Below are 22,264 nucleotides of genomic sequence, written 5' to 3' on the forward strand. Positions count from 1 at the left end.
CCTTCCGTATTCGGAAATCTCCTTCGAGACCCGCACCGGACGTCCTAGTCCGCCACAGCCTTCCGCGCCGCGGCCACCTCGGAGCCCTGGCGCTCGATGAAGACGATGAAGACGCGGTACAGCACGAGGCCGAGGGCAGCGACTCCCGTGAGGATCAACAACACCGATCCGTAGGAGGAGGCCTGGGCGCCGTCGGTGATGCCGCCCAACAGGTTGGGCTGCAGCTTCATCAGCGTTGCGGTGTAGGCGATGCCGACCGGAACGGCAATGTTGATGGTGAGGTTGTAGAAGCCAATGGCGATACCGGAGTTTGCGACCGGCACCCGCTCAATGGCAGTCGACACGAGCGGGCCGTACATCAGCGCAAAGGCCATCGGGAACAGGCTCATCGAGATCACGAAGATCCAGACTCCCTTATCCACCAGCAGGGCCGGGATCAGCAGTGACACGACGATCGCGACCAGCGCGATGGTGATGGCTTGCTTTGAGGAGAGGTACTTGGCGATCTTGCCGGTAAGAGTGCCCACAATCACGGCGGCGACGTAGCCGGGGATCAGCAGCAGGGCGACTTCGCCGAGGTTGTAGCCGTAGACGTCGGAGATCAGGAACGAGAACAGGAAGGTGTAGCCCAGCTGTACGGAGTAGGTGATGAACACCACGATGATCATGAGTGAGTACTGAGCGTTGGCGAAGAACGCGCTGGTGATCACGGCGTTGTCGTGGGTACGGATGTGCCAGATGAAGAGAGCCAGCCCGGCAACAACCGGCAACAGATACCACAGGTTGAAGTTCTGCATGAACATGATCAGGCCGGTGGCGAAGACCGCGATCAGGAACAGGCCGAATACGTCCACATGGCCGCCGCCCGTCGCTTCCTTGGGCACCGTGCGCAACACGACAGGGATGGCAAGCAGTGAAAGCAGTGCGACCAGGAAGAAGGCAGCCCAGCCGATGTAGGTGGCGATGAAGCCACTTCCAACGGTGCCGATCAGCAGCGACAACTGGAAGGCCGCGGTGCTGAAGCCCAGATACTTCTTCTGCTCGTCGCCCCTGAAGTGCTTGGTCACGTAGATCACGTAGAGCGTCTCGGCGGCCGCCAGGCCGGCGCTCTGAATCAGCCGACCGACCAGGATCATCGAGAAGTTGCCCTGGAAGACGAAGCCGACGAGCGACCCGACGGTCATCAAGATGATCGCGAAGATGATGAGTTTGCGGATGCTGATCGAGTCGGCCAGCGCGGCGTAGACCACGGCGCCGATACCGATCAGGATGCCGGCCAGAGTGGCCTGCAGGCTGACGGTGGTGACCGGAAGGTTGAGACTATCCGCCAACGCCGGCGACATGAATTTGAAGCCGTTGTCCAGCACCAGCGAGAACACGAAGAGGATCAGCAGGATGGGGATGGCCCGGCTCGGCTTGACGGCCTGGGTGAGAACGGAGGGGCGGGTTGCGGTGCTCATCAGGCGAGTTCCAGCGCGATCTCGATCATGGAGGTGAAGGCGGTCTGCCGTTCCTCCGGGGTGGTCTTGGCGTGAGTGAGGATGTGGTCGCTGACGGTGAAGATGCCCAACGCATCGACGCCCGCGGCCGCGGCGTTGGCGAACAGACCCGCCGACTCCATCTCAACGGCCAGAATGCCCATCTTCATCCACTTGCCCATGGCGTCGGAGTCCGCGCCGTAGAACACGTCGGATGAAAGAACGTTGCCAACGTGGGTGCGTTGGCCGCGCTCGTCGGCGGCCCGCTTGGCCTGCTCCAGCAGCCTGTACGACGACAGTGGTGCCCACTGACCGGGCAGGTTGAACTGGTGCAGGTAGTTGGAGTCGGTCGAGGCGCCCTGCGCGATGACGACGTCGTAGAGCTCCATGCCTTCCTGCATGGCGCCGCAGCTACCCACCCGGATCAGGTTCTTGACGCCGAAGTGGTGGATCAGCTCGTAGCTGTAGAGCGAGATTGAGGGAATGCCCATTCCCGTGCCCATGACGGACACGGGGCGCCCGCGGTAGGTGCCGGTGAAACCCAGCATGTTGCGAACCTCGTTGAAACAACGGATGTCGTCCAAGTAGGTCTCGGCGATGAACTTGGCTCGCAGCGGGTCGCCGGGAAGCAGGATCGTCTCGGCAATGTCCACCCCCTTCGGATCGATGTGGGGCGTGCTGGTCGTGGTGGGTGTACTCATGGGGACTCCATTGTCTGAACTGCGGCATTGTCTGAACTCAGGCATTGCCTGAACTGCGGCGCGTGGACTACAACGCTCGGATTGCACTTGCAGTATGAGGTTATACCTCTGCGGGCACATGTCGAACGTGATAGCGTCGGGCACACAAGGAGGTCTCGTGACGACCAGTCTGGAATCCCACACGTTCCTGCAGCAGCAGCTCCAGCTCGCCGTCGGCCAGCCCATTCGAGTTGCGGTCTACACGCGGCTGGCTGAAGGCATCCGCTCTGGCGTGTTCAGGCTCGGCGAGATGCTGCCACGGGAAATCGAACTCTCGGCAACGCTCGGGGTGAGCCGCACTCCGGTGCGCGAGGCGCTGATGCTCCTCGAGGAAGACGGGTTGCTGGTCACCCGGCGCGGTGTCGGGCGGTTCGTCACCGAGTCCATCCCGCACGGCGGACTCGAGCAGCTACGGCCGTTCGAGATCGCCCTCGCCGACCCGAACATGACGATTACCGTGCAGCCGGTGCGCTTCGAGCTCGAAGGGGCTACCGACTTCGTGTCCCACCGGCTCGCGCTCGACCCGGCTGCGAACGCCTGGATCCGCGAGAGCGTCTTGCTGCACGATGGGCGTCCCGTTGCAACGGTTCAGGAACATCTCCCCGCTGGGCGCTACCTCAGTGATGTGAGCGCGCGGATCGCCTCCGAACTCGTGGAGCTCGCCGCTCAACCACGAACCCTTCTCGCCTCCATGCAGGCCAACGGTCACGTCTTCACCAACGGTGTGTGCCAGATCGTCGCCACCGACGCCGGCCCCACGCGGGCGAAGCTGCTGAACATCGATCCGTCAGCGGCGGTCCTCATCCTCACCCAGACTGCCGACCACAGCGGAGTGCCGCTGTACGCCGCCAAGTGTGTCATCGCGCCTGGCCACGGGTCGCTGTCGGTCATGCAGCACAACCCGAACTGACCCGTCAACCACGTCCAGGATTCGAGGGCACGCATGCGATCAAGCGAACCGATACCGGGCGAGCCGTGGCCGCACGACATGGTCATCACCGTCGACGATCAACCTGGTTCGCTTCTGGAACTGCTCTGGGTCAGAGAGGCACACCAGCTGCAGCCTGGCGGGGATGATCTCCCGCCGCTGCTGTCGGAAACGCCCCTGGTGGTTCGCGATTCCGCGGTCGATGCCGAAACTCGCGCGGCCTGGGCGGAGGCCTGGCCACGCGTCTGGGACGCCGCCGCAGCGCATGCGGGTGAGAAAAGGGACCCGGGGGTGTTCGAGGAGATTCAGCGCACCGTCGTCGGATCGACCGAGCGGGCCGACCTTCTCCACCGCATCGTCGGCCCGAACTGGCGCGACCTTTTTGGCGATACGGCATTCAACAGCGCGTCGTACCGAACGTGGTCGGACGCGGCCGCACACACCCAGCTAATGGCATTGCCGGCCAAACTTGAGGACAGCCCCGAGCGGCGCAGCCTCCCCGGGCTCATCCGCGCCTGGCAGGCGGGCCTGACGAAGATCGTCAGCATCCCCTGCCGGGGCGAGTTCACGCGAACAGTCGGCCGGACCGGCCTTCTCCTGACCAACACGACCAGAGAGGACAGTGACGGTTACCAGCGGGCACTGCGCACCTTCGTCTGACCCCCGGCACTCCGACATCGCCAAATTTGTTCCCTACCCGGTGAACGAATCCATCAACTCCGAGCGGATGATGAAGCGCACGCCGCGTGGAGCCTCGGCCGAGAAGCCACCGCCGCGACCCTTGACGGTGTCGATGAGCAGGGCGGTGTGACTCCAGTACTCGAACTGTTCGGCGGAGATCCAGAAGTCGATCACCTGTTCGGGCTCTCCCGCCGGCGCGATGTCGAGCCGGCCGAGCAGCACGTCTTGGTCGGAGGTGATGAACTCCCCCGCCGGAAAGCACATCGGCGAACTGCCGTCGCAGCAGCCGCCGGACTGGTGGAACATCAGCGGCCCGTGCTCCTCCCAGAGGCTTCGCAACAGGTCGACGGTGGCCTGCGCCAGCGCCACCCTGGACCGGGTCTCCCCCGGGATGGTGATGGACGCTTCGACCGCGGGCGCGACGGGCGCATCCGGGACTGGCGTGATGAGGTCGGTCATGGGTTCCTCCAACTGCGGGTGGAGCGCTACGGGCGTTTGTGGGAGGCGGTGCCGGCCGGGGCAGTTTTCGGGTAACCGCCCCGGCCGGCACCTCCTGTTCGCGGTTAGAAGAAGCCCAACGCGTCTTCGGAGTACGACACCAGCAGGTTTTTGGTCTGCTGGTAGTGGCCGAGCGCCAGCTTGTTGTTCTCCCGGCCGATACCCGAGCTCTTGTAGCCGCCGAAAGCGGCTCCAGCCGGGTAGTTGTGGTAGTTGTTCACCCACACGCGACCGGCGTGCAGGTCCCGCCCCGCGCGGTAGGCCGTGGTGCCGTTCCGCGACCACACCCCGGCCCCGAGGCCGTACAGGGTGTCGTTGGCGATCGAGATGGCGTCGTCGTAGTCGTCGAAGCTGGTCACCGCCACGACGGGTCCGAAGATCTCCTCCTGGAAGATGCGCATCTTGTTCTGGCCCTCGAAGATGGTCGGCTGCACGTAGTAGCCGCCGCTGAGGTCCCCGCCGAGGTCGGCCTGCTCGCCGCCGAGCAGGAGCTTGGCGCCCTCCTTCTTCCCGATATCGATGTACGAGAGGATCTTCTCGAGCTGGTCATTGCTGGCCTGGGCGCCCACCTGGGTGTCGGTGTCGAGCGGGTTGCCCTGCTTGGCCAGCTTGGTGCGCTCGATGGCGCCGCCGAGGAAGCTGTCGTAGATGGGCTTGTGCAACAGCGCGCGGCTGGGGCAGGTGCACACCTCGCCCTGGTTGAAGGCGAACAGCACAAAACCTTCCTGTGCCTTGTCGTAGTAGCTGTCGTCCTTCTGCGCCACATCGTCAAAGAAGATGTTGGCGCTCTTGCCGCCCAGCTCAACGGTGGACGGGATGATGTTGGCGCTGGCGTACTGCAGGATCAGCCGTCCCGTCGTGGTCTCGCCGGTGAACGCGATCTTGCGGATACGGTTCGAGGATGCGAGCGGCTTGCCCGCTTCGATGCCGAAGCCGTTGACGATGTTGAGCACCCCCGGAGGCAGGATGTCGCCGATCAGTTCGATCAGCACCAGGATCGATGCGGGGGTCTGCTCCGCGGGCTTGAGCACGACCGCGTTCCCGGCAGCGAGAGCCGGTGCCAGCTTCCACACCGCCATCAGGATCGGGAAGTTCCACGGGATGATCTGGCCGACCACGCCCAGCGGTTCGTGGAACTGGTACGACATGGTGTCGTTGTCGAGCTCGGCGTGGTCGCCGTCCTGGGCGCGGATAGCGGAGGCGAAGTACCTGAAGTGGTCGGCAGCCAGTGGCAGGTCGGCGTTCAGCGGCTCCCGGATGGGCTTGCCGTTGTCCCAGGTCTCGGCAACCGCGAGCAGTTCGCGGTTCGCGTCGATGACATCCGCGATCTTGTTGAGCACGGCGGCGCGGTGCGTGGCCGTGGTCTTGCCCCAGGCCGGTGCGGCCTTGTGGGCGGCGTCGAGGGCCAGGTCGATGTCTTCGTGGGTACTGCGGGCGACCTCGGTGAACGGTTTGCCGTTGACCGGGGAGATGTCTTCGAAGTATTGGCCCTTCACTGGCGGCACCCATTCGCCTCCGATCCAGTTCTCGTAGCGGGGCTTGAAGGTGACTTTCGCATCCGGTGTGCCTGGGGCGGCGTAAACGGTCATTTCACTCCTTGTTCGACGGCTCTGTCGATGGAGTCCGCGTTCTCGCGGTCCATGGGGTGAGCCTAGGAACACGGAGGTTGCGAAACATTGCGGTGGCCTCCCGGTCCGGTGGCCCGACCGAGGTCATCCTCCGGTATTCCCCGGTCAGTCTCTGGGTGGATGCCTGGCCGGACCGGCTTGCCTAGCGTGGACCACATGGAAACCCTGGAAAGTTCTCGCGTCGTCGAGCCGCCGCCCGCGCGCAGCGGCTGGTGGCACGCCGACACCCGGTCGTCGGCGGTGCGGGCGACGGTCGTGGCGGTCGGCGGAGCGGTGCTGATCGGCGGGCTGACCAGTGTCGCCCAGCAGTACCTGCCGCCCTGGGTCAATTCGCTGGGCAACTCCGCCGGCGGCTGGACGATGTTCGCCTTCCTGATCGTCTGGCTCGGCCGTGCCCGGCCGTTGCTTGCGGGAGTCCTCGGCATCGTGGTCTTCCAGCTTCTCGTCGAGTCCTACAGCGTCGTATCCGAGTGGCGAGGGTTCGATGACGGCGATCCGTTCACCTCGATCTGGACCCTGGTGGGCGTCGTCACCGGACCGCTGCTGGGCGTTGCCGCCGGCCTCGCACGCTACGCCCCTCCACTGTGGGGTGCGCTGGCGGTCACGCCGCTGAGCGCTGTTCTGCTGGGTGAGGGCATCTGGGCGCTCAACACCATCACAGACACCACCAGCCCGGTCTATTGGACGCTCGAGATCGTGCTGTCAGCAATCTTTCTGCTCGCGGCCGTCCTGCACCGCCGGCTCGCGCCCCGCTCCATCTCGTTGGTGGTCAGCGTGTGGCTGGTGGGGACTCTCGCCTTCGTGTATGTGCTCGTCTTCGTCCTGAATTGAACCCGGGCTCGTCGACTACGCGCTGAGCTCGGCCTCGATGCGGGCGAGGCTCGCCACCACTGCGGCTCGCTGTGGTGACCGGGCGGGCAGCAGCTGAAGGCAGGCCCGCCATACCTCGGAGTCCCAGGCGGCCTCCTCGGTGCCGGCGTAGTCGAGCAACACCTCCACCGAGGCATCGCTGAGCAGCGTCTGGCGCAGGCGCTGGCTCACCTCTGCGCGGATCTCTGCGACGCCGGGCGCTGCGGAGCCAGGCAGCACGGTGCCGCGATAGGCGGCGAGGGCCATTCGGTGGGCACCGCGGCCGAGGAGGCGCAGGACCCGGCCCGCATCCGTGTCGACGTCGGTCTCCAGACGGTAGGGGCGGGAGCCGATCCGCAGCTGCGGATGGCTGACCGCCAGCGCCCGGCGCAGCCGCACCATCTCGGCGCGGAGGTTCTCGACGGCGTGCGGTTGCTCGTCGCTGAGGAGGCTTGCGAGCCTGTCGGCGGACAGGCCCTGCCGGTGCCAGGCGAGCAGGAGCAGGATCTCGGCGTGCCGGGGACTGAGGCCGACGCTGTGCCGATCAGTGCTGTGCCGATCAGTGCTGGGAGCCCCGTGCAGGGCGCCGTGTTCGGTACCCAGAACGGTCAGCAGAATGCCGGGGGCGGTAAAGCCCGAAGGCCGCGCCGGTGATGGCCGTGGGGCGCTGAGGCTCTGGATGCGCAACTCCGCCTCGAGCGCCGCGACGGCGGCCTCCACAAGCGGCAGGGTCTGCGGGGCAACGGCGGCGTCTCCCCCAGTGATATCGATGACGCCGAGCACCGCACCGGTGACCGGGTCGTGGATGGGCACGGCGGTGCAGCTGAACGGGTGGGCGAGCTGACTGAAGTGTTCGGCGCGCTGGATCTGGATGCCGTGGTTCAGAGCCAGGGCGGTGCCGGGTGCGCTGGTGCCGACCCGGGCCTCAGACCAGTCGGCGCCGACGACGAAGTGCATGTCCTCGGCACGGGTGCGCACCGAGCTGTCACCGTCGATCCAGAGCAGCCGGCCGGTCTCATCGGCCACCGCCACGATCAGCCCGAATTCGGCGGCGTGCCGCACCAACAGGGTGTTGATCACCGGCAGCACCCCGGCCAGCGGATTGCGGGCCCTCAGCCGGTTGAGCTCGTCGGCGGCGAGAGTTGGTGCCGCCTGCGCCGTCAGCGGGTCCAGGCGGAGTGACAGAGACCGTTGCCAGGATTCCCGCACGAGTCGGCGCACGCCGGCCTGCACGGCACCGGAGCGCAGATCGGTGCGGTCCCCGATGGCGGCCTCATGCAGTCTTTCCTGCCGGGAAAACGTCCCCACAGGTGAATCGGTAGGAGTTATCGTCCACGGACTGCTCACAACACCTCCGATCAACGCTGGTCGTAGGCGACCTGCGCAGAGCGGCCGGTCGGGTGCTTCATTCTAGGCACAGACCGCGAAAAAGGGGTGTTAGGAGCCGATCTCCTGGTACGCCGCGAAGAGCAGCGACGCATCCGGGCCCTCGAGCACCGTGGGCTTGCCGATGTCGTCGAGCACGATGAAGCGCAACATTCCGCTGCGGGTCTTCTTGTCCCGCTGCATGGTGGCCAGCAGGGTGGACCAGCGGCCTACCGGGTAGGTCGTCGGCAGGGTGAGCGACTCCAGGATCCGGCGGTGCCGGTCGACGGCCTCGTCGGAGAGCCGCCCGCTGAGCCTGGCAAGTTCGGCGGCGAACATCATGCCGACGGCGACAGCTGCGCCGTGGCGCCAGCCGTAGCGTTCGGCGTGCTCGACGGCGTGGCCGAGAGTGTGCCCGTAGTTGAGGATTTCGCGGAGGCCCGCCTCCTTGAAATCCGCGCCGACGACGCGGGCCTTCATGGCGATGGAGAGCTCGAGCACACGGCGGAACTCTGGCGTGATCGGGTCGGTGACCCGGGTGACATCCGCTTCGACGATGTCGAGGATCTCCGGGATCTGGATGAACCCGGCCTTCACGATCTCGGCGAAGCCGGCCAGGATCTCGTTGCGGGGCAGGTCGGCGAGGATGTCGAGGTCGCAGACCACAGCGGCCGGCGCGTAGAAGGTGCCGACTAGGTTCTTGCCCTCCGCGGTGTTGATGCCATTCTTACCGCCGACGGCGGCGTCGACCATACCGAGCACGCTGGTGGGAATCTGCACCAGCTTGACGCCGCGCAGCCAGGTGGCGGCCACGAAGCCGGCCAGGTCGGTCACGGCGCCGCCGCCGAAGCCGATCACGGCGTCGGTGCGGGTGAAGTCGGCCTGACCCATCACCTGCCAGCAGAACGCGGCGACCTCAACCCGTTTGGCGGGCTCGGCGTCGGGGACCTCGGCGATGAGGACCTCGTACCGGTCCAGCAGGCTCTCCCGCAGCGCCACGGCGCGGGCGCCTAGGTGCGAGGTGTGCACAATGAGTACCTTCTTCACGGTGTCGCCGAGCTGCTCGGCAACATCGGCCACGATGCCCCGCCCGATGAGGACCGGGTAGCTGTCGACACCGCTGACGGTGATGGTGGTGGTGCCGGTCTCTTCGGGCTGCATGTCGGTCACGATTGTTCTCTTACCCATTTCACGATGTCGGCGGCGATGGCGTCGACCGGCCTGGTCGACGTGTCGAAGTGGATGCTGGCCAGCGCGTCGTACAGCGGGCGGCGCTCGTCGTAGATGCGCTGCCAGGCGTCCGGCCCGTCGGCCAAAAGCGGACGTTTGGCGTTCCTGGTGCGGTTGCGCACAGCCTCAGCGGTAGTGCTCAGGGAGATCACCGTGGCGCGCCGCAGGTCCGCCCGGGTGGCCGGGTCGAGCACCGCTCCCCCACCGAGCGACACGACGGCCCGCTTCTGACGTAGCGCGTCGGCGACGGCCGCGCGTTCGAGGTCCCGGAAGTGGCTCTCGCCGTGAGTGGCGAAGATCTCGGTGATCGGGCCGTGTTCGGTGACGATGAGTTTGTCGGTGTCCAGGAACGGCACCCGCAGGGTGCGCGCGACCCGTCGACCGATCTTGGACTTGCCCGACGCCATCGGCCCGATGAACACCAACGGGTACAGCGGCACATCCGCGTCGCGGTGCGGCTCCGCGCCCTCCGGCGACGCCGTGTCGCGCCGGTCGGGCGCCGGTCCGGGTGCGGCCGGCCATCCGTCGGCGGGACGAGAGGCGTCCGGGCTCAGGAACAGCACGCTAGAGCGTGGCGTCGCTGGACGCCCCGGTGCGCAGGTTGGCCGGAATGTTGGCGAGGTAGGAGTCCAGGTTGCGCTTGGTTTCGCCCAACGAGTCACCGCCGAACTTCTCCAGCACCGAGTTGGCCAGGACCAGGGCCACCATGGCTTCGGCGACGACGCCGGCGGCCGGCACCGCACAGACATCGGAGCGCTGGTGGTGAGCGGGTGCGGCTTCGCTCGTGGTGATGTCAACGGTGCGGAGCGCGCGCGGGATCGTGGCGATGGGCTTCATACCGGCCCGTACGCGCAGCACGGTTCCGGTGCTCATGCCGCCCTCGGTGCCGCCGGCCTTGTCGCTGGCGCGCAGGATCTGGTCATCGACCTGAACCAGTTCGTCGTGTGCGTCCGAACCGCGGCGGGTGGTGGTGAGGAAGCCGTCACCGACCTCGACGCCCTTGATCGCCTGGATGCCCATCAGCGCGGCGGCGAGCTGGGAGTCCAGCCGGCGGTCCCAATGCACGAACGACCCCAGACCGGGTGGCAGGTTGTAGGCAAGGACCTCGACGATGCCGCCGAGAGTGTCGCCGTCCTTGTGCGCAGCATCCACCTCGGCGACCATGAGCGCGCTGGTGGCGGTGTCGAAGCAGCGCAGCGGGTCGGCGTCGAGGGTATCGACATCACCGGGACGGGGCAGCGAGGATCCCTCGGGCACACGAACCGGGCCGATGGACAGGGTGTGGCTGACCAACTCGATACCGAGGCCGGCGAGGAAGGCACGGGCGACGGCGCCGAGGGCCACGCGGGCGGCCGTCTCCCGGGCGCTGGCGCGCTCGAGCACCGGACGGGCCTCGTCGAAGTCGTATTTCTGCATCCCAACCAGGTCGGCGTGGCCGGGCCGGGGGCGCACCAGAGGGGCGCCTCGGCCGCGGGCGAGCAGGGCGGGGTCAACGGGTTCCGGGCTCATCACGTCGGCCCACTTGGGCCATTCGGTGTTCCCGATCCGCAGCGCCACCGGGCCGCCGAGGGTGAGACCGTGGCGGACGCCACCGGAGATGTTCAGTTCGTCCTGTTCGAACTTCATGCGGGCACCCCGGCCATAGCCGAGTTTGCGGCGCGCAAGGTCGAGACGGATCGCATCTAGTGTGACCGGGATCCCAGCGGGCAAACCCTCGACAATGGCGAGGAGTTCGGGGCCGTGAGACTCTCCGGCGGTGAGCCAACGAAGCATGCTCCCTATCCTTCCACAGCGCGGCCGGGCGCCGTCCCGTCGGCGGCGTCCAGTGCGGCACGCATGGCCTCCAGCACGGCCTCTTCGTCGGGGAGGGGCAGGAAAGGGTCGTTGGCCAGGAAGATCCGGATCTGCACGACGGCCTGGTGCAGCAGCATGGTGCGGCCGGACAGGGCCCGGCCGCCGGCAGCCGCCCAGGACCGGGCCAGGGCTGTGGGCCAGGGCGCGTAGCCCACGTCGAAGAGCAGGGTGTTGGCCCGCAACGCCGCCGGGAACTCGTACTGCAGTGCGGCATCGCCGGGCATGGTGCTGATCACCAGGTCACTGACGCGGTCGGCGGCGGCCATGGCCGGAAGGCCCGCTACCGCGACGACGAGCCCGAGCTTGCGGCCGAGGTCCAGGAGCGGGTCGGCTCGGCCCGGCGTGCGGGCGATGATCTGCACGGTTTCGGCGCCGAGTTCGGCGGCGGTGACGACGGCGGATGCTGCGGTCGCGCCGGCACCGAGCAGGGTGACGTGGTTGGCCCGGTCCATGCCGGCCTCGGCCAGGGCACGCACCAGCCCGGCTACGTCGGTGTTGTAGCCGAAGAACGGCCGTGGCGCGGTTTCCGTCGTGCTGTCGTCGCCCTCCCCCACCGGTGCGTCGCCGAACCGCACAGTGTTCACGGCTCCGGTCAGGGTCGCGACACGGTCCAGGGTGTCCAGGCGCGGCTGGATCTCGTGCTTGAGCGGCATGGTCAAGGACAGCCCCAGCCACTCCGGGGTGAGGCCGTCCACGAAGCCGTCGAGCTCACCCTCGCCGATCTGCACCGCCGTGTATTCCCAGTTCAGGCCGAGCACCCGATAGGCGGCAGCGTGCAGGGCCGGCGACAGTGAGTGCGCGATGGGCGAACCGAGCACCGCCAACCGGCGCCGCGGCGGCGTGCTGACTGAGGCTTGCGTCGGATCAACCATATTCGGGGTGCTCATCCATCCAGTCCAGCCACTTGGCGACGCCGGCGTCGTGTTCGTCCACGGTCGTTGAGAAGATGGTCTCTCCGGTATCCAGGTTCCACGTCACGAAGAATAGCCAGGTTCCGTCTGCGGGGTGCAGGGCCGCATCAATGGCCAGGTCGCCGGGATTGCTGATCGGTCCGACCGGCAGACCGGGATGCACGTAGGTGTTGTAGGCGTTGTCTACGTCCGCCCGCTCGGCGTCGGTCGTCGTGACCAGGTGCGTTTTTCCGGTGCCGTAGGCGACGGTGGCATCGGACTGCAGCAGCCCGGTGTCCCACTGCGCAGGGTCGAGCCGGTTGTAGAACACCCGGGCGACCTTGTAGTAGTCGTCCTTCAGACCGGCCTCACGCTGGATCAGCGACGCCATCACGATGGTCTTCCACCGATCGGCCGGGGCGACTCCGGCAGTGTCGAGGGCCTCGAACTGGCGGTCGACGAGGGTCTTGAGTGCGTCGTGGGCGCTCGTCGCCGGCTGGAACGTGTACGTGGCCGGAAAGAGGAAGCCCTCGAGGCTGGTGGCCTCGGCAGGGAGCCCGAACCCGGACAGGTCGGCGGCCGCTGCCTGCAGGTCCTCGAGGGGGATGTCGGTACCCTCTGACATCGAGGTGAGCACGTCGACGGCAGCGGTTCCCTCGGGGATCACCACGGTGAGATCCTGGCGGCTGTCCGGGTCCTGCAGGGCCTCGAGTGCGGCCTGGGCGCTCATCTGCGAGGCCAGCTGGTATGCGCCGGGCTGGAAGACCGGGTCGGTCGACTGGGCGAGCAACAGGTCGTAGAAGGCGTCATAGCTCTTCACCACATCCTGGTCCACCAGGGTGTTGGCGATATCGGAACCGGTGTCGCCGTCGTGGATCATGACGAGCACCTCACCACTGCCGGAGCCCTCATAGTCCTCGGGAGCCTGCGTGGCGGCGACGAGCTGGCTGATGGGCCCCTGCAGGGCCAGGGCAGCGGCGCCCATCAGAGCGACGAGGACGAGGATGACGACCAGGCAGCCCCAGCCACCCTTGCGCGACTTCTTCTCCACCAGGGTCGGGTGGTCGGCAAGCCGGGCGCGTCGATTCGCGCGGGAGCCGGGGCGTCCGGCCTGCGCCGGGACATCCGGGGCACCCGTCAGCTGACCGTCGGATGCGGGGGCCGGGTCGGGCGCAGTGCCGAACCCGAGCCCCGCGAAGGGATTGTGGTCGCTGGTGCTCACCGCGGCGGGCTCCTCTGGGGCAGGCTGCTCGTCCGGGTCGGGCTGTACGGGTGCGGTCCAATACGACAGAGGTGCCGGCGGCGCTGCCGGTTCAGAAGCTGCCGGTTCAGAAGCAGCCGGTTCAGAAGCAGCCGGGCCCGCATCCTTCTGCGCCGCCTGGGCCTCGCGGGCCGCCTGGGCTTCCCGCAGGGCCCGGCGGGAGGGCAGCGGCGTGTCGCCAGTGCCGCCCGAAGGGTTCGGGTCGGGGTTTTCCGGCGGACTTTTCGCCACGGTTACGGCCTTCCGGTCAGGTCAACGGACGTGCCGGCTGGTTTGCCCGAGGCACGTTCGGTATCGAGCGCATGCTGCAGAATAATAGTCGCGGCCACCTGATCGACCACTGGACGCTGCGTGCGGGTGCTGCGGCCTACGGTTCGCAGGGCGGCCTGAGCCGACACCGTCGACAGTCGCTCGTCGACGAGCCGAACCGGCACCGACACCGTCGCGGCGAGGGTTTCGGCGAAGGAGACGGCATCGTCGGTCGACGCGGTGTGCCGCCCGGACAGCGCCAGGGGCAACCCGACGATCACTTCGACGGCATCCAGCTCGGTGACGATCCCGGCGATCCTGCCGAGGTCGGCAGCGTTCTTGTCCCGTGGCACGGTCTCCACCGGGGTGGCGAGCATGCCGTGGAAGTCGCTGCGGGCAACGCCGATCCGCACAGTGCCGACATCGATTCCCACCCGCACGCCCGATCGCATGGGTTAGCGGGCCACCAGCGTGCGCAGCGTGCTGAGTGCCTCGGGGATCAGCTCCACCTTCGTGCCGCCGCCCTGGGCCAGGTCGTCCTTGCCGCCGCCGCCGCCGCCGAGAATACCGGCGAGCTGCTTGGCCAGCGCACCGGCCTTCTGGCCGGCGTCACGAGCCGCGGCGTTGGTCGCCACGATCACGACGGGCTTGTCGCCCACGGTCGCCGCGAGGGCGACGACGGCAGGGTCATTGCCCAGCCGTTCGCGGGTGCCGGTGACGAGCATCCGCACGTCGTCGGCGGAGTTCAGGGTGCCGAGGTCTTCGGCCACCACGGTGAGGTCGCCGATCCTGGTGGCCTGGGCCACGAGGGCGGGCACTCGGTCGCTGAGTGCACGGGCTTCGAACGAGGCGATCTTCTTCTCGGCCGCCTTCAGGCTCTGCATGAGATCCATGATCTTGGCGGGAAGCTGCTCACGCGGCGTCTTGAGGTTGCTGGTGAGCTGGGACACGATGGCCCGCTCGGCGGCGAGGTCGCGGAACGCCTCGAGCCCGACGAGCGACTCGACACGGCGGTTGGTTGAGCCGACCGACGCCTCGCTGACGAGGTTGATCATGCCGATCTCAGCGCTGGAGGCCACGTGGGTGCCCGCGCAGAGTTCGCGCGACCACGGGCCGCCGATGTCGACCACCCGCACGGTCTCGCCGTACTTCTCGCCGAACAGCGCCATCGCACCGAGCGCCTTGGCCTCGGCCAGCGGCAGTTCGCGGGTGCTCACCTCGAGGTTGTCGCGGATGGCGTTGTTGGAGATCTCCTCGATCTCGCTGCGTGTGGCCGGCGACAGGGCCTGGTTCCAGGAGAAGTCCAGGCGGAAGAAGCCGGCCTTGTTGTAGGAGCCCGACTGGTGTGCGTTCGGGCCGAGCACCTGGCGGAGCGCCGCGTGCAGGACGTGGGTGCCGGAGTGCGCCTGGCGGGCGCCGCGGCGCCAGTCGGGATCGACGACGCTGGTCGCGGGGTCGCCCACACCGACCTCGCCGCTGGTGACCTGCACCTTGTGGCTGATCAGGCCCTTGACGGGCTTCTGCACGTCGAGAACCTCGAGTTCGTAGCCGGGGCCCACGATGAGGCCGGCGTCGGCCTCCTGGCCGCCGGATTCGGCGTAGAGGGCGGTCTCGGCGAGGATGACCTCGGCGATGTCGCCGGCGACCGCACGGTTCACTGATGCGCCGTCGACGATCAGGCCCAGAATGCTGGATTCGGTCTGCAGCATGTCGTAGCCGGTGAACACGGTCTCGCCGTGTGCGCGGAAGGCGCTGTAGACCGACAGGTCGGCCAGGTGGGTCTTCTTGGCCTTGGCGTCGGCCTTGGCCATGGCGCGCTGCTTCGCCATCAGGGTGTCGAAAGCCTCACGGTTGACGCTGAGGCCGGCCTCTTCGGCCATTTCCAGGGTGATCTCGATCGGGAAGCCGTAGGTGTCGTGCAGCAGGAACGCGGTGTCGCCGGGCAGTTCCGCCTTCTGGGCGCTCTTGGTCTTGGCCACGGCGAGGTCGAGCACGCTCGACCCGCTGGCGAGGGTGCGCAGGAAGGTCTCTTCCTCGGCGTATGCGGCCTGGCTGATCCGGTCGTAGTCGGTGGCGACCTCGGGATACGCGGCGCTCATGGCGTCGCGGGAGGCCGGGAACAGCTCGGTGAACGAGGCGGCGTCCACCCCGAGCAGGCGCATGGCACGGACGCTGCGGCGCATCAGGCGGCGCAGGATGTAGCCGCGGCCCTCATTGGACGGCATGACACCGTCGCTCATCAACATCAGGGAGGACCGCACGTGGTCGGCGACGATGCGCATCCGCACGTCGTCCTCGTGGTCGGCGCCGTAGCGGCGGCCGGAGAGGGCCGCGGCACGGTCGAGAACCGGGCGCACCTGGTCGATCTCGTACATGTTCTGCACGCCCTGCTTGAGGAACGCGACGCGCTCCAGGCCCATGCCGGTGTCGATGTTCTTCTTGGGCAAGTCGCCGAGGATCTGGAAGTCGTTCTTGCCGGTGCCCTCACCGCGGAGGTACTGCATGAAGACCAGGTTCCAGATCTCCACGTAGCGGTCGTCGTCGGTGGCAGGACCGCCGTCGATGCCGAAGGCGGGGCCGCGGTCGAAGAAGATCTCACTGCACGGGCCGGCGGGGCCGGGCTGGCCGGTGGACCAGTAGTTGGTGTCCATACCGAGGCGCTGGATCCGGTGCTCAGGCAGGCCGAGCGCGCGCCAGTAGCCGAAGGCCTCGTCGTCGTTCTCGTAGACCGTGACCCAGAGGTCCTTCTCGGCGAAGCCGTAGCCGCCGTCGGCCTCGCTCGAGGTGAGCAGCTCCCAGGCGTAGCTGATCGCCTGCTCCTTGAAGTAGTCGCCGAAAGAGAAGTTGCCGCTCATCTGGAAGAAGGTGCCGTGCCGCGGCGTCTTACCGACCTCTTCGATGTCGTTGGTGCGGATGCACTTCTGCACGCTGGTGGCCCTGGGGAACGGGGCGGGTACCAGACCGGTGAGGTAGGGCACGAACGGCACCATGCCGGCCACGGTGAAGAGGAGGGAGGGGTCATCGCTCACGAGCGACGCCGACGGGACAACGGTGTGTCCACGGTCGGCGAAGAAGTCGAGCCAGCGCCCGCGAATGTCGGCAGTCTGCATGGGGTCCGTACTGTTACTGGATCGGTAATCCGACCGGGGGAATTGCGGTGGGAAGGGAAGTGGTTTAGGGCTTTGACAGCTCTTCGATGGTCTCTTCTGCCTCGCCGAGTGCGGCGTGCAGTTCGGCTTCGCGTTTGCGGTAGCCCTCGGAGATGGCCTCGCCGAATTCGCGGGTCTTGGCGTCAAGATCGGTGAAGAACCGCTTGCCCTGCTGGGTCTTGTTCACCTCGTGGGCGGCAACAAATCCGATTCCGACGCCGACGACTAACCAGATGAAATTCTTCATGGCATGTGCTCCCTGAGTTTGAGGAATGGGTGGCTGTGGGCCGGGGCACCCGCTGGTCCAGCGGGCCGAGGTCCTGACAGGCTGCTTTCCAGCGTAGTGGACTTACTTCGTGCCTCGACGGGGCTTGGAGGCCCTGAAGGCCGCCCGGACACCGGCGGAGAATCCGGCGAGCTTGATCAGGGGGCCGCCGACGGTGGCCGCGAACAGCGCGACCATTGCGGACACGTTTCCGGTGACCTCGGCGACATTCGTGGTGATTGTGTCGATCGTGGCCAGCTGGTGGTTGGTCTGGGCGACGGTGCTCGTCGTCTCCTCGAGCAGCGGGGTCACGTTATGGCTGAGGTCGCGGATGGCGAGAGTGGTCTCGTCGAACACCCGGCCGAGCTTGATCAACGGGATGGCGAGGAACGCCACCAGAACAGCGAAAACGCCAGCGGCAATCAGGCCGGCGATATCTCCACCAGTCATTCGGCACCATCCATTTCGATTAGGCACAGCACGCAAAAGGGCGGATCACCTAGGTGATCCGCCCTCAAGCGTAGTTCAGTTCCGGCGAATCGAGACGCGCCGGGAGTGACTAGCGTGCTGCGTAGTACTCAACGACGAGCTGGACTTCACAGGTCACGGGGATCTCGATGCGCTTCGGGGCGCGAACGAGGCGGGCCTGCAGCTTGTCGAGTTCAACCTCGAGGTACGGCGGGAGCTTGGGCAGCAGGTCGACGTGACCGCCGGCCGCGGCAACCTGGAAAGGCTCGGTGCCCTCGCTCTTGGCCTTGACGTGGATGAGCTGACCCGGCTTCACGCGGAAGGAGGGACGGTCGACCAGCTGGCCGTCGACGAGGATGTGGCGGTGCACAACCATCTGACGGGCCTGGGCGGTGGTGCGGGCGATGGCCGAACGCACGAGGAGGGCGTCGAGACGGGTCTCGAGGATCTCGACGAGGTTTTCACCGGTCAGGCCCTGGCGGCGACGCGCTTCTTCGAAGGCGATCTTGAGCTGGGCTTCGCGGATGCCGTACTGGGCACGTAAGCGCTGCTTTTCGCGCAGACGCACGGCGTAGTCCGAATCGGTCTTGCGCTTGGTGCGGCCGTGCTCGCCCGGAGCGTAGGGACGCTTCTCGAGGTACTTGGCGGCCTTCGGGGTCAGGGCGATGCCCAGGGCCCGCGAGAGGCGGGTCTTGCTACGGGTACGTGACTTGGTAGACACAGTGTCCTTTCGGATGGATCTGAAAAATGGATACCAGGGCGCCGGGCCGGCCGCGAACGGCAGCACAAGGCGTCATGGGAGATCAGAGGGGTGGGTGCCACGGGCCGCCCGGCTACAGGGCGAATCCACTCCAACTTAGGTTGTGTACGCAGCCGCATGACAAAACCAGTTGTAGGCGAGGTCAAGGCTAGCACACGGGTGCCCCCGTGGCCGGGCTTTCGACACGCCCCGGTCTACTGGCCGCGGATGATCTTGCGGAGCTTGGCCAGGCGCGCGGAGACGTCACGTTCATTGCCGTGTTCGGTGGGTGTGTAGTACTGCTTCCGGCGCAGTTCGGTGGGCAGATAGTCCTGCGTGAGAACGCCGAGCGCATCATCGTGCGGGTATTTGTAACCCTTGCCGTGGCCGAGGCGTTTGGCCCCCGGGTAGTGGGCGTCACGCAGGTGCTTGGGCACCCGGCCGGTGTTGCCGTTGCGCACGTCGGCGATGGCGGCGTCGAGGGCCATATAGGCGGAATTTGACTTGGGCGCGCAGGCCAGGTGCACCACGGCCTGGGCCAGGGGGATGCGGCCTTCCGGCATGCCGATGTATTGCACGGCGTCGGCGGCGGCTATCGCGATGACCAGAGACTGCGGGTCGGCCATGCCGATGTCTTCGGAGGCGAGCACGATGATCCGGCGGCAGATGAATCGGGGATCCTCCCCGGCCTCGATCATCCGGGCAAGGTAGTGCAGGGACGCGTCGACATCCGACCCGCGCACCGACTTGATGAAGGCGCTGATCACGTCGTAATGTTCGTCACCGTTGCGGTCGTAGCGCAGCAGCGCCCGGTCGACCGCGAGCGAGACGATCTCGGTCGTGATGACGGGCTTCTCACCGTCAGCGGTCTCCGTGGTCGCGGCCGACACCGAAGCGGCCTCGAGCGCCGTGAGCGCCCGGCGGGCGTCGCCGGACGCGAGCCGGATGATTGCCCCGCGGGCCTCAGGGTCGAGCACGAACCTGTCGGCCAGGCCCCGCGGGTCGGTGACGGCGCGGTCCACGACGGTACCGAGGTCGTCGTCGCTGAGGGTCTCCAGAGTGAGCAGCAGAGACCTGGACAGCAGCGGCGAGATCACCGAGAAGGACGGGTTCTCGGTTGTGGCGGCCACGAGGATGATGATGCCGTTCTCCACCCCCGGCAACAGGGCGTCCTGCTGCGCCTTGCTGAACCGGTGGATCTCGTCGAGGAACAGCACGGTGGACAGGCCGTAGAGGTCCCGGCTGGTGCGGGCCTCGTCCATCACCTGGCGCACGTCCCGCACGCCGGCGGAGACGGCGGAGAGCTCAACGAAGCGGCGTCCGGAACTGTGCGCGATGGTCTGGGCGAGGGTGGTCTTGCCGGTTCCCGGAGGGCCCCACAGGATGACGGAGACCGAACCCTGCTCCCCCGTCTTGTCGTTGGCCAGGCTGACCAGCGGCGACCCCGGGGTAAGCAGGTGACGCTGCCCGGCAACCTCGGCCAGGCTCTTGGGGCGCATGCGCACCGCAAGCGGCGTCGCGCCGGTACGGAGGCCTGGTTGGACGGAAGACATGCGTCCAGCGTAGTTTGTGCCGCCGACGCCAATTTTCGCCGCCGCCCCCGCATGCGTAGAGTTCACAGTGACCCGGGCCGTGTTGCCCGACAAGCCCGATTTCCCGCCTCAGGCGGCACCTGGAGGATTCCCGTGGCACCTAACACCAAGCAGGAACGCGAGGCCCGCGGCCGCGCTCGCGCCTACCAGGCACGCAAGGCCGTGAACGAGCACCAGGTCAAGCGGCGCGTGCGCGACAACATCGTGGCCGGCAGCGTACTCGTGGTCGCGCTCATCGTGCTGGTCGGCGCCCAGATGTTCTACTTCGGCGGCGGCCCCGGCACTCCTGAACCCAGTGCTTCGGCTTCCGCGACGCCCACGGCCGAGCCCTCAGATTCGGTGACTCCGACCCCCGGCGCGAACGCGGGCGACGTTCCCTCGAGCGATCTGGCCGAGGGTCGGACCTGGACCGGCACGCTCACCCTCAACGACATCGCACTCGGCGTCTCCCTCGACGGCGCCGCGGCGCCGCAAGCGGTCTCCTCGACCATCAGCCTCGCCGGATCCGGTTTCTACGATGACGTCACCTGCCACCGCCTGACCACGGGCGAAGGCTTTTCGGTATTGCAGTGCGGTGACCCCACCGGCGACGGAACCGGTGGACCCAATTACTACTACGGCCCGGTCGAGAATGCTCCGGCCGACAACGTCTATCCGGCCGGCACCATCGCCATGGCGAGGTCCAGCGATCCGTACAGCATGGGCAGCCAGTTCTTCATCGTCTACGGCGATACGGAGATTCCTGCTGGAGCGGACGGTTCCGGTTACTCGGTCATCGGCACCGTCACCTCCGGACTGGACCAGCTCGTCAGCCAGATCGCCGACGCCGGGGTCGAGGACGGCTCGGCGGACGGCGCTCCCGTGGTTCCGACCACCATCACCTCCTTCACCGTTCAGTAACCACGGTAGAAATCAGCTCGGAGAGACCAGTTCGGTCGTTTCCGCCGAACGACGGGCACGCTTGCAATAAGCTTGTGCGCGTATTGGCTTGTGCCAGTACTGGCTCGTTCAGGGATTCGCCCGCTGCAGTACTTCACTGCTCGGGGAATCAACCAGATCATTAAGGTGAGGCTCTTGACTACGACAGATCAGCAACCATGGGGTCGCGTAGACGAAACCGGCACGGTTTACGTGCGCGAAGCAGACGGCGAACGTGCCGTCGGCCAGTATCCCGACGCGACACCTGAAGAGGCACTCGCCTACTTCGAACGCAAGTACGTGGAGCTGAACGGACAGGTCACCCTGCTCGAACAGCGCGCGAAGGGAGGGGCGCCGGCCGCGGATATCGCCAAGTCGGTCGCGAACCTGTCGAAGTCGGTTGCAACGGCAAACGCCGTCGGCAACCTCGCCGCCCTCGCCGAGCGCCTCGGCGCTTTGGGTGGCACGGTCACCGAGCTCACCGAGCAGCAGGGTGTCGAGGCCAAGGCCGCCAGCGCTGCAGCCCTCGCGGAGCGGGCTGCCATCGTTGAAGAGGCCGAACGCCTCGCCGCCGAAGACCCGGCCAAGACGCAGTGGAAGCAGACCAGCGCTGCACTCGACGCGCTGTTCGCCAAGTGGCAAGCCCACCAGCACGACGCACCGCGCATCCCCAAGGGCGAGGCGAACGAGCTCTGGAAGCGGTTCCGTGCGGCTCGCACCACTATCGAGCAGAACCGCAAGGCGTTCTTCGCCGAACTCGACAGCGCTCACAAGGATGTACGGAACCGCAAGCAGCAGCTCATCGAGAAGGCCGAGGCGCTGGCACCCCAGGGTGCCGACGGCATCCCCGCCTACCGAAACCTGCTCGAGGACTGGAAGGCCGCCGGCCGCTCCGGCAAGAAGCAGGACGACGCCATGTGGGCCAAGTTCAAGGCCGCCGGCGACGTGCTCTACTCGGTGAAGAGCGAGATCGACGCGCAGGACAACGAAGAGTTCTCCGCCAACCTGGTCGTCAAGCTCGACCTGCTCACCGAGGCCGAGACGCTGCTCACCGAGACCGACCGGGTCAAGGCCCGCGAGCTGCTCAGCTCGGTGCAGCGCCGCTGGGACGCCGCAGGCAAGGTCCCCCGCGACCAGGTCAAGCCCGTCGAGGAGCGCATGCGCAAGGTGGAAGCGGCCGTGCGGAAGCTCGACGACGACCACTGGAAGCGCAACAACCCCGAGACCAAGGCCCGCGCCGAAGGCCTCGCCGGTCAGCTGCACGACGCGATCGCCAAGCTCGAGGCCGAGCTGGCCGCCGCGCAGGAGACCAAGGACGCCCGCAAGATCAAGGACGCGACCGAGGCGCTCGAGACCCGTAAGGCCTGGCTGAAGGCCATCGGCCAGTAACGACTCGCTGCACGGGAGTAACTACCCACACCCGAAACGGGATCGGGAATCTGTCCACAGATTCCCGATCCCGTTTCGGCGTCTGCCGGCGAC

At 67.1% G+C, this 22,264-nt stretch carries 21 protein-coding genes; 5 read left to right on the plus strand and 16 right to left on the minus strand.

From position 1 onward, the window contains the following. Positions 1-44 precede the first annotated feature (44 nt). Together C3B61_RS05850 and deoD are read right to left on the minus strand one after the other, a co-directional pair. Positions 45-1,460, minus strand: coding sequence for an MFS transporter (locus C3B61_RS05850; RefSeq protein ID WP_103459843.1), 1,416 nt, complete (start codon positions 1,458-1,460; stop codon positions 45-47). After that, positions 1,460-2,179 carry a purine-nucleoside phosphorylase gene (deoD, locus tag C3B61_RS05855; protein WP_103459844.1) on the minus strand — a complete coding sequence of 240 codons (720 nt, stop codon included), beginning with the start codon at positions 2,177-2,179 and terminating at the stop codon, positions 1,460-1,462. The genes C3B61_RS05850 and deoD overlap by 1 nt, the downstream gene beginning before the upstream one ends. 157 nt (positions 2,180-2,336) lie before the next feature. Between deoD and C3B61_RS05860 the strand changes: the two genes are divergently transcribed. Continuing rightward, complete coding sequence (locus tag C3B61_RS05860) at positions 2,337-3,128, plus strand: GntR family transcriptional regulator (protein ID WP_194088219.1); 792 nt, start codon at positions 2,337-2,339, stop codon at positions 3,126-3,128. Between the two features lie 78 nt (positions 3,129-3,206). Then, positions 3,207-3,806: a hypothetical protein gene (locus C3B61_RS05865; RefSeq protein WP_133160236.1), complete on the plus strand. Its 600-nt coding sequence runs from the start codon at positions 3,207-3,209 to the stop codon at positions 3,804-3,806. Positions 3,807-3,839: 33 nt separating this feature from the next. Here the strand turns inward: C3B61_RS05865 and C3B61_RS05870 are convergent, their stop codons facing one another. Both C3B61_RS05870 and exaC read right to left on the minus strand, forming a co-directional pair. Continuing rightward, entirely contained in the window at positions 3,840-4,286 is a 447-nt protein-coding gene (locus C3B61_RS05870) for a DUF779 domain-containing protein (RefSeq protein ID WP_088456299.1), read from the minus strand. Between the two features lie 104 nt (positions 4,287-4,390). Further along, the gene (gene exaC / locus C3B61_RS05875) at positions 4,391-5,914 is read right to left on the minus strand and encodes an acetaldehyde dehydrogenase ExaC (RefSeq protein ID WP_088456300.1); all 1,524 of its coding nucleotides are present in this window, start codon (positions 5,912-5,914) and stop codon (positions 4,391-4,393) included. A 195-nt stretch (positions 5,915-6,109) separates the two neighbouring features. Here exaC and C3B61_RS05880 point away from each other — a divergent pair, with 195 nt between their 5' ends. Then, complete coding sequence (locus tag C3B61_RS05880; protein ID WP_103459847.1) at positions 6,110-6,784, plus strand: DUF6518 family protein; 675 nt, start codon at positions 6,110-6,112, stop codon at positions 6,782-6,784. 15 nt (positions 6,785-6,799) lie between these two features. Here the strand turns inward: C3B61_RS05880 and C3B61_RS05885 are convergent, their stop codons facing one another. From C3B61_RS05885 to C3B61_RS05940, 12 genes are all read right to left on the minus strand, one after another. Further along, the gene (locus C3B61_RS05885) at positions 6,800-8,110 is read right to left on the minus strand and encodes a sigma-54-dependent transcriptional regulator family protein (RefSeq protein ID WP_244285845.1); all 1,311 of its coding nucleotides are present in this window, start codon (positions 8,108-8,110) and stop codon (positions 6,800-6,802) included. Between the two features lie 129 nt (positions 8,111-8,239). After that, complete coding sequence (gene aroB / locus C3B61_RS05890) at positions 8,240-9,328, minus strand: 3-dehydroquinate synthase (RefSeq protein WP_088458003.1); 1,089 nt, start codon at positions 9,326-9,328, stop codon at positions 8,240-8,242. A 5-nt stretch (positions 9,329-9,333) separates the two neighbouring features. After that, positions 9,334-9,960, minus strand: a complete 627-nt coding sequence (locus C3B61_RS05895; protein WP_244285846.1) for a shikimate kinase — start codon at positions 9,958-9,960, stop codon at positions 9,334-9,336. Position 9,961: 1 nt separating this feature from the next. Then, a complete protein-coding gene (aroC, locus tag C3B61_RS05900) occupies positions 9,962-11,170 on the minus strand; it encodes a chorismate synthase (protein WP_103459848.1) in 1,209 nt (402 codons plus the stop codon). A 5-nt stretch (positions 11,171-11,175) separates the two neighbouring features. Continuing rightward, a complete protein-coding gene (locus tag C3B61_RS05905) occupies positions 11,176-12,138 on the minus strand; it encodes a shikimate dehydrogenase family protein (RefSeq protein ID WP_244285847.1) in 963 nt (320 codons plus the stop codon). Then, positions 12,116-13,633 carry an endolytic transglycosylase MltG gene (gene mltG, locus C3B61_RS05910; RefSeq protein WP_244285848.1) on the minus strand — a complete coding sequence of 506 codons (1,518 nt, stop codon included), beginning with the start codon at positions 13,631-13,633 and terminating at the stop codon, positions 12,116-12,118. The genes C3B61_RS05905 and mltG overlap by 23 nt, the downstream gene beginning before the upstream one ends. Before the next feature lie 2 nt (positions 13,634-13,635). Beyond that, positions 13,636-14,103 (minus strand): Holliday junction resolvase RuvX, encoded by a 468-nt coding sequence (gene ruvX / locus C3B61_RS05915; RefSeq protein WP_174776232.1) that lies wholly within the window; start codon positions 14,101-14,103, stop codon positions 13,636-13,638. A gap of 3 nt (positions 14,104-14,106) precedes the next feature. Continuing rightward, positions 14,107-16,761 (minus strand): alanine--tRNA ligase, encoded by a 2,655-nt coding sequence (gene alaS / locus C3B61_RS05920; RefSeq protein WP_103459850.1) that lies wholly within the window; start codon positions 16,759-16,761, stop codon positions 14,107-14,109. A gap of 64 nt (positions 16,762-16,825) precedes the next feature. Then, positions 16,826-17,047 carry a hypothetical protein gene (locus tag C3B61_RS05925; protein ID WP_088456305.1) on the minus strand — a complete coding sequence of 74 codons (222 nt, stop codon included), beginning with the start codon at positions 17,045-17,047 and terminating at the stop codon, positions 16,826-16,828. Positions 17,048-17,149: 102 nt separating this feature from the next. Beyond that, a complete protein-coding gene (locus C3B61_RS05930; RefSeq protein ID WP_088456306.1) occupies positions 17,150-17,515 on the minus strand; it encodes a DUF948 domain-containing protein in 366 nt (121 codons plus the stop codon). Positions 17,516-17,624: 109 nt separating this feature from the next. After that, positions 17,625-18,254: a 30S ribosomal protein S4 gene (gene rpsD / locus C3B61_RS05935; protein ID WP_088456307.1), complete on the minus strand. Its 630-nt coding sequence runs from the start codon at positions 18,252-18,254 to the stop codon at positions 17,625-17,627. 233 nt (positions 18,255-18,487) lie between these two features. Then, on the minus strand, positions 18,488-19,825 hold the full coding sequence (locus C3B61_RS05940) for a replication-associated recombination protein A (protein WP_103459851.1): 1,338 nt from the start codon (positions 19,823-19,825) through the stop codon (positions 18,488-18,490). A 132-nt stretch (positions 19,826-19,957) separates the two neighbouring features. Here C3B61_RS05940 and C3B61_RS05945 point away from each other — a divergent pair, with 132 nt between their 5' ends. Both C3B61_RS05945 and C3B61_RS05950 read left to right on the plus strand, forming a co-directional pair. Beyond that, complete coding sequence (locus C3B61_RS05945) at positions 19,958-20,764, plus strand: peptidylprolyl isomerase (RefSeq protein WP_103459852.1); 807 nt, start codon at positions 19,958-19,960, stop codon at positions 20,762-20,764. A gap of 174 nt (positions 20,765-20,938) precedes the next feature. Continuing rightward, positions 20,939-22,171: a DUF349 domain-containing protein gene (locus C3B61_RS05950; protein WP_088456310.1), complete on the plus strand. Its 1,233-nt coding sequence runs from the start codon at positions 20,939-20,941 to the stop codon at positions 22,169-22,171. Positions 22,172-22,264 lie beyond the last annotated feature (93 nt).

This window comes from Cryobacterium zongtaii (genome assembly GCF_002909375.1).
GTDB classification, from domain to species: Bacteria; Actinomycetota; Actinomycetes; order Actinomycetales; family Microbacteriaceae; genus Cryobacterium; species Cryobacterium zongtaii.